Origin of the sequence: Sphingomonas cavernae (assembly GCF_003590775.1) — a bacterium.
Lineage (GTDB): Bacteria > Pseudomonadota > Alphaproteobacteria > Sphingomonadales > Sphingomonadaceae > Sphingobium_A > Sphingobium_A cavernae.
The window spans coordinates 568,515-581,073 of record NZ_QYUM01000003.1 but is presented as its reverse complement, the minus strand read 5'-3'; the positions used below and the strand labels follow the sequence as shown (position 1 = coordinate 581,073).

Annotated in this window: 10 protein-coding genes; 7 read left to right on the top strand and 3 right to left on the bottom strand. The window is 65.9% G+C overall.

The genetic code is table 11. The annotated features are described in order from the left end of the window. Positions 1-26: 26 nt before the first annotated feature. The 3 genes from D3876_RS10435 to D3876_RS10425 form a co-directional block, all read right to left on the bottom strand. Positions 27-1,169 carry an aldose epimerase family protein gene (locus D3876_RS10435; protein ID WP_119763713.1) on the bottom strand — a complete coding sequence of 381 codons (1,143 nt, stop codon included), beginning with the start codon at positions 1,167-1,169 and terminating at the stop codon, positions 27-29. A gap of 75 nt (positions 1,170-1,244) precedes the next feature. After that, positions 1,245-2,105, bottom strand: coding sequence for an SMP-30/gluconolactonase/LRE family protein (locus D3876_RS10430; protein ID WP_119761979.1), 861 nt, complete (start codon positions 2,103-2,105; stop codon positions 1,245-1,247). Beyond that, positions 2,105-3,895, bottom strand: coding sequence for an IlvD/Edd family dehydratase (locus tag D3876_RS10425; RefSeq protein WP_119761977.1), 1,791 nt, complete (start codon positions 3,893-3,895; stop codon positions 2,105-2,107). Before D3876_RS10425 ends, D3876_RS10430 begins: the two co-directional genes overlap by 1 nt. A gap of 331 nt (positions 3,896-4,226) precedes the next feature. Between D3876_RS10425 and D3876_RS10420 the strand changes: the two genes are divergently transcribed. From D3876_RS10420 to D3876_RS10390, 7 genes are all read left to right on the top strand, one after another. Further along, the gene (locus tag D3876_RS10420) at positions 4,227-5,156 is read left to right on the top strand and encodes a Gfo/Idh/MocA family protein (RefSeq protein ID WP_119763711.1); all 930 of its coding nucleotides are present in this window, start codon (positions 4,227-4,229) and stop codon (positions 5,154-5,156) included. 472 nt (positions 5,157-5,628) lie between these two features. Next, a complete protein-coding gene (locus D3876_RS10415; RefSeq protein WP_119761976.1) occupies positions 5,629-6,816 on the top strand; it encodes a serine hydrolase domain-containing protein in 1,188 nt (395 codons plus the stop codon). Then, positions 6,813-7,697 (top strand): LysR family transcriptional regulator, encoded by an 885-nt coding sequence (locus D3876_RS10410; protein ID WP_119761974.1) that lies wholly within the window; start codon positions 6,813-6,815, stop codon positions 7,695-7,697. The genes D3876_RS10415 and D3876_RS10410 overlap by 4 nt, the downstream gene beginning before the upstream one ends. 68 nt (positions 7,698-7,765) lie before the next feature. After that, positions 7,766-8,800, top strand: coding sequence for an N-acetyltransferase DgcN (gene dgcN, locus D3876_RS10405; protein ID WP_182912029.1), 1,035 nt, complete (start codon positions 7,766-7,768; stop codon positions 8,798-8,800). Beyond that, complete coding sequence (gene dgcA / locus D3876_RS10400; protein ID WP_119761971.1) at positions 8,758-9,747, top strand: N-acetyl-D-Glu racemase DgcA; 990 nt, start codon at positions 8,758-8,760, stop codon at positions 9,745-9,747. Before dgcN ends, dgcA begins: the two co-directional genes overlap by 43 nt. Next, positions 9,744-11,315: an N-acyl-D-amino-acid deacylase family protein gene (locus tag D3876_RS10395; protein WP_238475326.1), complete on the top strand. Its 1,572-nt coding sequence runs from the start codon at positions 9,744-9,746 to the stop codon at positions 11,313-11,315. Before dgcA ends, D3876_RS10395 begins: the two co-directional genes overlap by 4 nt. Continuing rightward, positions 11,306-12,556 (top strand): dicarboxylate/amino acid:cation symporter, encoded by a 1,251-nt coding sequence (locus tag D3876_RS10390; RefSeq protein WP_119761969.1) that lies wholly within the window; start codon positions 11,306-11,308, stop codon positions 12,554-12,556. The genes D3876_RS10395 and D3876_RS10390 overlap by 10 nt, the downstream gene beginning before the upstream one ends. Positions 12,557-12,559 lie beyond the last annotated feature (3 nt).

The window sequence follows — 12,559 nt, the reverse complement described above, 5'->3', positions numbered from 1 at the left end:
CTCCCTGATGTTTTATGCGTACGGCTTCAGCGCTGCCCGGTGGACAGGCGATAGATGATAGTGTTGCGATAGGTCTGACCCGGATCGAGCCGCGACGACGCGAATGCGGACTGGTTGGGCGCGTCGGGGAAGAGCTGCGGTTCGAAGACGACCGTATCGCCCTGCCGATAGGCCTGCCCCGATTTGCCGACGACCTTGCCGTCGAGGAAATTGCCCGAATAGAATTGCAAGCCCGGCTGGTTCGACCAGATCTCGAAGGCGCGGCCCGACACCGGATCCGAAACCTGCGCCATCAGTTGGGGCTTCGCCACCGGCGCCTTGCTAATCACGAAATTGTGATCATAGCCGCGTCCAAAGACGATCTGCTCGTCGCGCGTATCGCGGACGCGCGCGCCCACCACCATTGGCTTGCGGAAATCGAAGGGCGTTCCCTCCACCGCTTTCAGCTCGCCCGTCGGGATCAGCGTGACATTGACGGGAGTGAAATGGTCCGCGGGGATGGTGAGGACATGCCCCATCGCGCCCGCCGGTGAACCTTCGCCCGCAAGGTTCCAGTATGCGTGGTTGGTGATGTTGACGACGGTGGAGCGGTCGGTCGTTGCGCTGTACTCGATCGTCAGTTGGTTCGCCTCGTCCAGCGAATAGGTCGCGAGGACCGTGAGCTTGCCGGGATAGCCCTGATCGCCGTCGGGACTGACATAGCGCAGCGTAACGCTTGCCGCCTTGCCCCTCGTGACCCTGACGACGTCCCACAGCACCTTATCAAAGCCCGCGATGCCGCCGTGCAGCGCGTTGGCGCCCTCGTTCAGCGTCGTCTGGTATTGCTTGCCGTCGAGCGAGAATTTGCCCCCCGCGATGCGGTTGGCGAAGCGGCCGACGGTGGAGCCGAAATAGTCGCGTTTCTCGACATAGCCGTCGAGCGTCGGATAGCCGAGCAGCACATCGGCCTTGCGCCCTTCGCGGTCGGGCATTTCGAGCGCCTGCAGCGTCGCGCCATAGGCGATCACGCGCGCAGAGACGCCGTTGCCGTTGGTCAGCGTCACCGCCTCTACCGCACGGCCATCGGGCAAGGTGCCAAAGCTCGCGCGCTGATAGTCCGCGGCAATCGCGGGCGCGCCCGTGGCCAGCGCCATGGCGGCCAGTGTCGTCGTGACTGCATTTTTCAACATCGGCGCGGTCCTCTCCTCGTGTCGGCGGCTGTCGATGCAGCCTCTCGCAATATCGGTCAGTTCAACATTCAATGGCTACCCACCGAAGCTGGCGGGTGGGATGCCCGTCACGCCGGGGTCGACCTCGAAAAGCGCGCCCGCCAGCGCCTCGTCCTCGCGCCCTTCGGCTGCGGAGGTGACGAACAGCCGGTCGAGCGCTTCGCCCGCAAAGGCGCAACTCGTGACCTGCGAAGCGGGCAGCGTGATGGCGCGTTCGCGAACACCTTCGGGCGAAAAACGGCTGACGCAGCCCGCGCCCCAATGCGCGATCCACAGCCCGCCCTCGGCATCGACGGTCATCCCGTCGGGCACGCCCCATTCGGGTTCGAACGCGATGAACGGCTCGCGGCCGCCCACGACGCCTGCCTCGTCGATCGCGAACCGGTAAATAACGCGCAGATGCGAGTCCGCATGGTACAGGAAACGTCCGTCGAGGCTGAAGGCGGGGCCGTTGGCGATCGTGTATCCCGTGTCGACGGTGTGGCAGCTGCGGTCCGTATCGAGCCTGTAAAGTGCCCCGCTCGGCCGGTCGGCCGCAACCGGCATGGTGCCCGCCCAGATCCGCCCCCAGCCATCCGCCTTCGCATCGTTCATGCGGTTGCCCGGCAGGCCCGGCTCGGGATCGACGATATGCCGGACGGTGAACGGGTCCAGCTCGAGCTCGGCAAATCCCGTGCGAAGTCCGGCGATGAAGCCCGGCGCGTCGTCCCGTTCGACCACCCAGCCGGTCATCTCCGGCATCGTCCAGCTCTGTACCGCGCCATCGGCAAGCGACAACTGATGCAGGCGACAGCCGAGGATATCGACCCAGAACAATGCGTTGCGCCGTCGCGACCAGAGCGGGCCTTCCCCCAGCCGGTCGCGGCCGGCGCGTTCGATGACGCGCACGTCGGCCATCAGTGGCTGTCGCGGGGAATGCCGCGCGTCTGCGCGATGCGCTGATATTTGACGGCGGGCTCGAGCACCGCGCCAGTATCGAACTGGCCGACAATGCCGCGCTGTATTTCCTGCCAGGGCGTCTGCGATGCGGGATAGCGATAGCCTCCCTCCGCCTCGAACGCCGCGCGACGCTCGGCCAGCTCCTCGTCCGACACGAGCAGATTGGCCTCGCCGCGGCGAAGGTCGATCCGGATACGATCGCCCGTCCTCACCAGCGCCAGACCGCCGCCCGCGGCCGCTTCGGGCGCGGCGTTGAGGATCGAGGGACTGCCCGAGGTGCCCGACTGGCGACCATCGCCGATACACGGCAGCGTATCGATGCCCGCGCGGATCAGTGCGGCGGGCGGGCGCATGTTCACCACCTCGGCGCCGCCCGGATAGCCGATCGGCCCCGTCCCGCGGATGACGAGCATTGTCCGCTCGTCGATTTTGAGCGCGGGGTCGTCGATGCGCGCGTGATAGTCTTCGGGCCCGTCGAAGACGACGACACGCCCCTCGAAAGCTTCGGGATCGTCGGGATCCGACAGGAAGCGCTCGCGAAACGTGTCCGAAATGACGCTGGTCTTCATGACCGCGGCCTCGAACAGGTTGCCGCGCAGCACCGAAAGGCCGGCCGCCGGCTTCAAGGGCGCGTCGAACCGCCGGATCACCTTCTCGTCCTCGATCCCGGCATCGCGGCAATTGTCGCCGATTGTCCTGCCGTTGACCGTCAGCGCGCCCTCATGAATGAGCCCCTGCCCGATCAGCTCGGCAACGACCGCGGGCACACCGCCTGCGCGGTAATAATCCTCGCCCAGATACTCGCCCGCCGGCTGAAGGTTGACGAGCAGCGGAATATCGTGGCCGAAGGCCTGCCAGTCGTCGACCGAAAGCTCGACACCGACGTGGCGCGCAATGGCGTTGAGGTGGATAGGCGCATTGGTCGAGCCGCCGATCGCCGAGTTGACGCGGATCGCGTTGATGAACGCCTCGCGCGTCAGGATGTCGGAGGGTTTGCGGTCCGCCAGCACCATTTCGACGATCTGCTTGCCCGTCAGGTACGCGCATTCCTGGCGGTCGCGATAGGGCGCGGGGATCGCGGCCGAACCGGGCAGCGACATGCCCAGCGCTTCGGTCAGCGAATTCATCGTCGTCGCAGTGCCCATGGTGTTACAATAGCCCGTCGACGGCGCCGACGATGCAACCAGCTTGATGAATCCCTGATAGTCGATCTCGCCCGCCGCGAGCATCTGCCGCGCCTTCCAGACGATCGTGCCCGAACCCGTGCGCTCGCCCTTGTGCCAGCCGTTGAGCATCGGGCCGACCGACAGCGCGATCGCCGGGATGTTCACCGTGGCCGCCGCCATCAGGCAAGCGGGCGTCGTCTTGTCGCAACCGATCGTCAGCACCACGCCGTCGAGCGGATAGCCGTACAATACCTCGACCAGCGAGAGATATGACAGGTTGCGATCGAGCCCTGCGGTCGGGCGCTTGCCCGTTTCCTGGATCGGATGCGTGGTGAACTCGATGGGAATGCCGCCGGCGTCGCGAACGCCCTCGCGCACGCGTTCGGCCAGCACGATATGATGGCGGTTGCAGGGGCTGAGGTCGCTGCCCGTCTGGGCGATGCCGACGATCGGTCGGTCGGACTGCAGTTCCTCGAGCGTCAGGCCGAAGTTCATGTAGCGCTCGATATAGAGCGCGGTCATGTCGGGGTTCGCCATATCATTGAACCAGGCGCGCGAACGAAGGGCGACTTTCCCACGCATTACGCAACAGGCTCCGCGCAAACTGGCGTGATCATGCTCGCTTTCGGAGCGCGTGCCGCGACTTTCATCCTACCCCCTTGGCGACGCGCTGGCCGCCATTGTGATGTTTCAAACCGGCGTGGCAGCTTCAATGCATGTGGCAGCCAAGCGGTTTCCCACTTGATAGCAACCCAATTGGCAAATATAAAGCATATATATCAGATAATAAAATCTTTCCGGATTTCTGGAATAGAATCAATATTATGGAGAGGATACCGGGAGTGTCAGCCGCTATGGAATACATACTGCGCACCGTGATCGCCCGCGCTTCTGCCACCCGGTGCGCGCGGCCGTGAGCCCGACACGTATCGCTCTGATCGGGATCGGCAAGATCGCGCGCGACCAGCATGTGCCGACACTGGCCGCGAGCCTGGATTTCGAACTGGTCGCCGGTGTGACGCAACACACGCCGCCCGAACGTGTTCCCGGCTTCGCCACGATCGGCGAGATGATGGCGGCGATGCCCGAGGTGCAGGCGGTCTCGATCTGCACGCCGCCGCGCGGCCGGCTTGCCATCGTCGCCGAAGCGCTCGCGCACGGGCTCGACGTGATGATCGAAAAGCCGCCGGCCGCGACCCTGTGCGAAGCCGAATCCTTCACGGAGCTCGCGCGCGAGGCCGGCAGGGTCTTCTACGCCACCTGGCATTCGCGCGAGGCCGCCGCGGTCGAGCCCGCCCGCGCATGGCTCAAGGGCCGCACGATCCACCGCGTCGCGGTCAACTGGAAAGAGGACGTGCGTGTCTGGCACCCGGGCCAGGAATGGATCTGGGAACCCGGCATCGGCGTCTTCGATCCCGGCATCAACGCGCTCTCGGTGATCACGCACATCCTGCCCCGCGCCTTCATGCTCGAGCGCGCCGAGCTGCGCTTTCCCGCCAATCGCGCCGCACCGATCGCGGCCGATCTTGCCTTTGTCGATACCTCGGGCGTCCCGATCGACGTCGACTTCGACTTCGATCAGCGCGGTCCCCAGACCTGGGATATCGAGGTCGAGACCGACCAGGGGCATCTCAAGCTGTCGATGGGCGCCTCGCGGATGGCGATCGACGGCGTCGCGGTTGAGGTCGGTGAGGAACCCGAATATACGCGGCTCTACCGACATTTCGCGCGCCTGCTCGCAAACCGTCAGAGCGACGCCGACCTCACGCCCTTCCGCCTCGTCGCCGACGCCTTTCTGCTGGGACGCCGCACCGAGGTGCAACCCTTCGACTGGAACGGCTAAGCCACGAACGCCGCACTGCAAGTTATGATGCCCGAAAGGACCGCCCGATGATCACCCGCATGGCGGTCGCCCTGATCGTCGTACTTGCGGCCGTTGCGGGCCATGCACAATCCCCTGGCCTGCGGCGTCGGTGGCGCTGGCGCCGGGTTCAACGACGCGATACGGAGCCGCCATTCTGCTCGCTCCAGCGTTCGTCGTCGAGACGTGTGCATAGTCGCAGGCTTGCATTTCCCCCTTGGTCGTCGTCATTTCATTCGCCCCGAAACAGGTTCGCATTTCCGCTTAGGAGAGCCTGTCGATCATCGCCGATCCGCGAAATTCTGCACAATTCGAACGGTTGCGACCTAAGGCCAATCCGGCGTTCGGCTTTGTGCACAAAGCGCTGTCCGCACTGCTTCATCCGAAATCACTCAAGGAATGAATCGATCGTCGCGCATTGAACTGCGCGGTGCCTTCTGTTTAGTCTGGGCTCATGCTGCTTACCGCCATGCTGCTTGCCGCAGCTTCCGAACCCGCTGCCATTGTTCGCGTTTCCTTCGATCGGGAAAGCGAGGTCGCCGCACAAGCATCGGGATTCGCCGATATCGCCAGTGGCCGGAAGGTCACCGCCGACGATCCGGTGCGCGTGGCGTCCATTTCGAAACTGGTGACCGCGATCGCGGTGATGCGACTGGTCGAAGAGGGACGGCTCGATCTCGATGCCGATGTCTCCGACCTGCTCGGCTGGCGGCTGCGCAGCCCCGCCTTTCCGGACCAGCTGATCACGTTGAAGCTGCTGCTCTCGCACCGTTCGGGGCTCAACGACGGGGTCGACTATGTGCTTCCGCTCGATGCCCGGCTCCAGGACGTGCTCACCGATACCAAGGCGTGGGACGCCGAGAACGCGCCAGGCACCTTCTTCCGCTATGCCAACATCAATTTCCCCGTGATCGCAGCAGTCATGGAACGAGCAACGGGCGAGCGCTTCGATCTGCTCATGGATCGTCTCGTCCTTGCGCCGCTGAAGCTCGATGCCTGTTACAACTGGACGAACTGCAGGGAAGAAACCGCGGCGCGCGCGGTCGTGCTCTATCGTGCGGGTGCGCCGGTGCGCGACGACAATCACGGCGCCAGGCCCGCATGTGCCGTCCTGCCCGCACGCGACGGGAGCTGCGACCTGGCGCAGTGGCAACCGGGCACGAACGGCGCGATCTTCTCGCCCCAAGGTGGCCTGCGCATTTCGGCGCGGGGGCTCGCGCAGATCGGGCGATTGCTGCTCGGCCAGGGCAGTGTGGACGGTGTCACCCTGCTCAGCCCGCGCTCGGTGGCACTGCTCGAGCAACCGCTTTGGACCTTTGACGGCAGCAACGGCGACACCGGCAGCGATGAGTCAACGGGGATGGGGAATACGGGTTTCTACTGCAGCTACGGCCTGGCGGTGACCTTCCTTGCAACCACGCAAAAGGGTTGTCGCGACGACGTGTTCGGCGACGGGCGCCGGCGTTTCGGCCATGCCGGCGACGCCTATGGCCTGCGCTCGGGGCTGTGGGTCGATCGCGAACGCGGCACGGGCGTGGCTTATTTCGCGACCGACGTTCCCGCAGACGAGGCGAGCAAGCGGTCCGCTTTTACCGCCACCGAGGAGGCGCTCGCGCGCGACACCAAGGCCGCGCAACGATGAAGCTGCGCCATATCGAAATTTTCCATGCGGTTTACACCAACGGCTCGGTCACTGCTGCCGCGCGCGCGCTCAATATCTCGCAACCTTCGGTGTCGAAGACGCTGCGCCACGCGGAATCGCTGCTCGGCTTTCCGCTGTTCGAGCGCACCAATGGTGGGCTGGTGCCGACCGAGGACGCGCACATGCTGTTCGACGAGGTGCGCGAGATCCAGGACCGGGTCTATTCGCTGCGCGAGGCGGGACGCAATCTGCGACGCGGCGCGGGCCGGACGCTCCGGATCTCGGCGCTCCCCTCGCTCGCGCTCGGTGCGCTCCCGATCGCGGTCGCTCGTTTCCTGCGCACGCACGAGGATGTGAAGTTCGACCTTCAGACCGTCCATCACGACGATCTCGTGCGCAAGCTCTATGAACGCGAGACCGACATCGCGATCGCCTATGAAGTGCCGCCGACCGCACCCGTCGGCAGTCGCTGGCTGAGCGAGGGCGAACTCGCGGTACTATACCGCGAGGAGGACATGCCCAATGCCCCGACGCGCCTTGAGCTGTCGGACTTGCGCGGTCACCGGCTGGTCAGCGTCGCGGCGAGTGGGCCGATTGGCCACATTTTCACGCAGGAGCTGGAACGACTCGCAATCGAGCTTGATGAGGTGGTGTCGGCACGCACCTTCTATATCGCGACGGCGCTGGTGCGTGCGGGTGTAGGACTCACCGTGGTCGACAGCTTCACCGCGCAGGCATCGCTTGGGCCGGGGCTCGCGATGCGCCCGCTCAAGCCGTCCCTGACCTTCGACGTCCACGCGCTCTTCCTGATCAACCGACCGCCGACTGCGCTCGCCACGGCATTTCTCAAGACTCTGTCGAAGGTGATCGACGGGGCATAACGCGCGGCTATGACGCCGCGTGCACTCGCTATGCCCGGTTGGCGCACGAGAGCCTTACCGTAATGACGATGATTCCTGCACCCTATCTTCTCTATCTCGGCCGCAGCACGGACTCGGTCGGCATCAAGACCTCGCGAGGTCTCGCAACCTTTCGCCGCCACGATTGCGTGGGCGAATTCCGGCACGACGACTGCCCGCTTACGCTGGGACTGCAACGCCTGACGATGGCCGAGGCGGCGGCGGCTGGCGCGCGCACGCTCGTGCTGGGTATCGCCAATTCGGGCGGCACCATGGAAACCGACCTCGTTGAAGACGCGCTCGCGGCGCTTGAGGCGGGCATGAACGTCGCCTCCGGTCTCCACCAGCGGCTGCGCGACGTGCCCCGCCTGGTCGACGCGGCGCGACGGAATGCGCTGCAGTTGTTCGACGTGCGCGATCCACCCGCAGATCTGGTCGTCGGTAGTGGCCGCCCGCGCGCCGGGCACCGGCTGCTCACGGTCGGGACAGATTGCTCGGTCGGCAAGATGTACACATCGCTCGCGCTCGTCGAGGCGATCCGCGCGCGCGGAAAGCATGCGGATTTCCGCGCGACGGGCCAGACCGGCATATTGATCGCGGGCGCTGGCGTTCCCGTCGATGCCGTCGTGGCCGACTTCATCTCGGGCGCCATCGAGCAGCTCGCACCCGCACGCGACGATGATGGCTGGGATGTGATCGAGGGTCAGGGGTCGCTTTTCCACCCCTCCTTCGCGGGGGTTTCGACCGGGCTTCTCCATGGCGCCCAACCAGAGGCGATCGTGCTGTGCCATGACCCGTCACGCGCGCATATGCGCGGCATTGCCGGCCGGGACCTGCCGGGACTCGGCGAGTGCCTTGAGCTCAACCTGCACATGGCACGGCTCACCAGCGCCGGTGTCCGCGCGGTCGGCATATGCCTCAACACCTCGGCGATGGACGAGGCGTCGGCGCGGCGGCTGTGCGATGAGACCGCGCTGGCTTTCGACCTTCCCTGCACCGATCCGATGCGCTTCGGCCTCGATACGATCATGGATGAACTGCTGTGCAACGACGTCTCGAAGCCCGCCACGACCGCTTCACGCTAAAATCACCCTTTCGCATTTCGCGCGGGGTGAAGACCGAGGCTGACGTCGTCTCGGTTACGATCGCGCACGGCGCGTTCAGCGGGCGCGGCGAAGGCGTTCCCTATGCGCGCTATGGCGAAAGCGTCGAAAGCGCGTTGGCGATGATCGAGAGCGTGCGCGGCGCGGTGGAGGACGGCGCCGATCGTGCCGCATTGCTCACCCTGCTTCCGCCGGGCGCGGCGCGCAACGCGCTCGATTGCGCGCTGTGGGATCTCGAGGCGCGGCTTTCCGGTTCGAGCGTCGCCGCTATGATCGGCGCACCGCCCCCCGGACGACTCCCGACCGCGCTCACCGTCGTCATCGATACACCCGATGCGATGGCGCGCGCGGCGGCCGCGATCGCCGACGCGCCGCTGATCAAGGTGAAGGTCGACGCCAATGATCCCGCGGCGCAGATCCTGGCGGTCCGCGCCGCCGCGCCGGACGCGGCCCTGATCGTCGACCCCAATGAAAGCTGGGACGAGGCACTTACCGAAAAACTGCAGGACGTGCTGTTGCAATGCCGCGTCGCGCTGCTCGAACAACCGGTGCCCGCGGGCGAGGACGCGTGGCTCGAGGGCTTCAGGTCGTCGGTGCCAATCTGCGCCGACGAAGCCATCCACGTGACGGACGATCTCGATGTCGTCGCGCGGCGCTATCAGGCAGTGAACGTCAAGCTCGACAAGTCCGGGGGACTGACCGAGGCGCTGCGCCTTGCCGACGCGGCGCGTGCGCGCGGAATGCAACTGATGACGGGCTGCATGATATGTTCGTCGCTCTCGATCGCGCCAGCGCTGCACGTCGCCCGCCTCTCCGGCTTCGCCGACCTTGACGGGCCGCTCTGGCTCCGGGAGGATCGCGCCGGTGGCGTTGCCGAAGCGCACGGAATGCTCGTGCCGCCGGCGCCAGGTTTCTGGGGGGAAGAATGAAAAAGCCGAGGATTGCGCGTGCGGCGGCGATGCTCACGATCGCGATCTCCACACTCGGCGCGGCTCCCGCCCCCGAACAGGTTGATCTGCTGATCCGCGGCGGCACCGTCTACACGGGTTCAGCCGAGCCCTTTGTCGGCGATGTCGCGGTGACCGGCGATCGCATCCGCTTGGTCACGCATCGTGCCGATGTGCATGCGAAACAAGTGATCGACGCCAGCGGAATGGTGGTAGCGCCGGGCTTCATCGATCCACACACGCATGCGGGCGCAATGCTTGCCTCCGACGACGCGCAAGAACGGCTTATCCTGCCCTTTCTGATGCAAGGTGTGACCACCGCGTTCGTCGGCAATGACGGCGGCGGCGACCTCGACGTCGCAGGCGTGCTGGGCAGGGCGGCCGCGAAGCCGGTCGGGATCAACTATGCGACCTATGTGGGACTTGGGCCCATCAGGAAATCAGTGATCGGCGAGGCCGATCGCAAACCCACCACTGACGAACTTGCGCGCATGAAGGGGCTCGTCGCCAAGGCAATGTGTGAAGGGGCGCTCGGCCTTTCGACCGGGCTGTTCTACGCACCGCAGAGCTTCGCCGGGCGCGAGGAAGTCGTAGCGCTGGCACGCGAGGCGGGATCGCGCGGGGGCACCTATGACAGCCATATCCGCGATGAATCGAGCTATTCGATCGGCCTCAAGGCCGCGATCGAGGAAGCGATCGACGTTGGGCGACAGGCGCAGATGCCCGTCCATATCGCGCACATCAAGGCGCTGGGCGTCGATGTGCAGGGGCAGGCGAACACGATCATCGGCATCGTCGAGGCCGCGCGCGCGCAAGGCCAGATGGTCACGGCCGACCAATATCCGTGGTCGGCGTCGGGAACCAGCCTCGCTGCTTCGCTCGTGCCGCGCTGGGCGCAGGATGGCGGGCGCGTAGCGCTGCTCAGGCGCTTCGACGACGGAGCGCTTGCCGATCGCTTACGCACCGACATGGTCGAAAACCTCCGCAAGCGCGGCGGCGCGGGCGCGCTGCTAGTCACCGCCGGGCGTCACAAGGGCGCGACGCTCGCAAAGATTGCCGAGGCGCATAGCGGGGATGCGATCACCGCCGCGATCGCGGTCATTCGCGAAGATGATCCCGGCGTCGCGTCGTTCAATCAGAGCGAGCAGGACATCGCGGCATTCATGAAGCGGCCCTGGGTGATGACGGGATCCGACGCCTCGACGGGCCATCCGCGCGTCTATGGGTCGTTCGCACGCAAATACGCCAAATATGTCGTGGCGGACAAAGTCCTGACGCTGCGCGATTTCATCGAACGCAGCAGCGCGCTCACCGCCGATACGTTCGGGCTCGACGGACGCGGCCATCTGCGTGCCGGCGCCTTTGCAGATATCGTGGTCTTCGACCCCAGGCGCTATCGCGAACGCGCGACCTATGACGCGCCGACGCTGCTCGCCGATGGAGTGCGCTCGGTCATCGTGAACGGCGTGGTCGTGGTCGATGGCGGCAAGCCCATAGGCCGGGCTGCGGGCCGTGCACTGGCGCACAAGCCGACGGGGCGCTGCGCATGATCCGCGGCTGGTTCGCCATAGCGCTGTGGAAACGCGTGCTCGGCGGGCTGGCGCTCGGGCTGGTCCTCGCCTTTGTCTGGCCGTCGGCTGCGCCATCGGTCGCTTTCATCGGCGACCTCTTCGTGCGCGCGATCCGCATGCTGGTGGCGCCGATCGTGCTCGTCACCATCGCCGCGGGCATCACCTCGCTTGCCGATCCCAGGCGCCTCGGAAGCCTTGGCGGCCGGACGATCGGGTTGTTCGCCCTAACCACGGCGATCGCGGTGTCGGTCGGGATGGCGGTCGCAACGCTCGTCCAGCCCGGCGTCGGCGCGCCGCTCGGCACCGCCGCGCCCCATGCGCTGGGCGAGCCCGTCACGGCCTATCAGCAGCTCGTTGGCATCATCCCGCTCAACATCTTCGAGGCGCTGGCCAAGGGGGACATGCTTGCCCTGATCTTCGTCGCGATCCTGACCGGCGTCGGCACCGTCGTCGCTGGCGAAGCAGGCAAGCCATTCGCCGCGCTTCTGCAATCGGCTTCGGCGGTGCTGCTCAAGATCGTCGGCATCGTGATGGAGGCGACACCGTTCGGCGTCTTCGCGCTGATCGCGAACGCAGTCGCCGCGAACGGCGCGGCGGTGTTCGTTAATGTCGGCTGGCTCGCGCTCGCGGTCGTGATCGGCTCGCTCATACAGATCGTCGTCGTGCACAACCTCATATTGCGGCTGCTCGCACGCCTTCCGGTATTGCCGTTTTTCCGCGGTATCATTGACGCGCTCGTCGTTGCCTTTTCAACAGCGTCGAGTTCGGCGACACTGCCTGTCGCGATGCGCGTTGCCGAGAACAACCTCGGCATCAGCCGGCCAATCTTCTCGACCGTGCTCCCGCTCGGCGCCAGCATCGGCAAGGACGGCACCGCCATGTATGTCGGGCTGCTCAGCATGTTCGCGCTCCAGGCATTCGGCACGCCGCTCTCGCCTGCGGTATATGGCCTCGTCCTGCTGACCGGCGCGCTGGCGGCCTTCGGTACCGCGCCCGTGCCCTCCGCCTCGCTCTTCATGCTCGCCGCCGTGCTCTCGGCGGTCGGCGTGGCGCCGGAGCAGACAGCGCTCGTCGTCGGCTTCGTCCTGCCCTTTGACCGGCTGCTCGACATGACGCGCACCGTGCCCAGCGCCAGCGCCAACCTGACTGTGGCAACCACGGTCGCGCGCTGGGAAGGCGAGCTCGACGAAGCCATCTATCGATCACGTCCGGAGGCCTGAGCG

Excerpts from the sequence above, each read along its gene's own strand:
- D3876_RS10435 (WP_119763713.1), bottom strand. The coding sequence starts at position 1,169 with ATGTTGAAAAATGCAGTCACGACGACACTGGCCGCCATGGCGCTGGCC.
- D3876_RS10395 (WP_238475326.1), top strand. The coding sequence starts at position 9,744 with ATGAAAAAGCCGAGGATTGCGCGTGCGGCGGCGATGCTCACGATCGCG.
- D3876_RS10410 (WP_119761974.1), top strand. The coding sequence starts at position 6,813 with ATGAAGCTGCGCCATATCGAAATTTTCCATGCGGTTTACACCAACGGC.
- D3876_RS10415 (WP_119761976.1), top strand. The coding sequence starts at position 5,629 with ATGCTGCTTACCGCCATGCTGCTTGCCGCAGCTTCCGAACCCGCTGCC.
- D3876_RS10425 (WP_119761977.1), bottom strand. The coding sequence starts at position 3,895 with ATGCGTGGGAAAGTCGCCCTTCGTTCGCGCGCCTGGTTCAATGATATG.
- D3876_RS10430 (WP_119761979.1), bottom strand. The coding sequence starts at position 2,105 with ATGGCCGACGTGCGCGTCATCGAACGCGCCGGCCGCGACCGGCTGGGG.
- dgcN (WP_182912029.1), top strand. The coding sequence starts at position 7,766 with ATGATTCCTGCACCCTATCTTCTCTATCTCGGCCGCAGCACGGACTCG.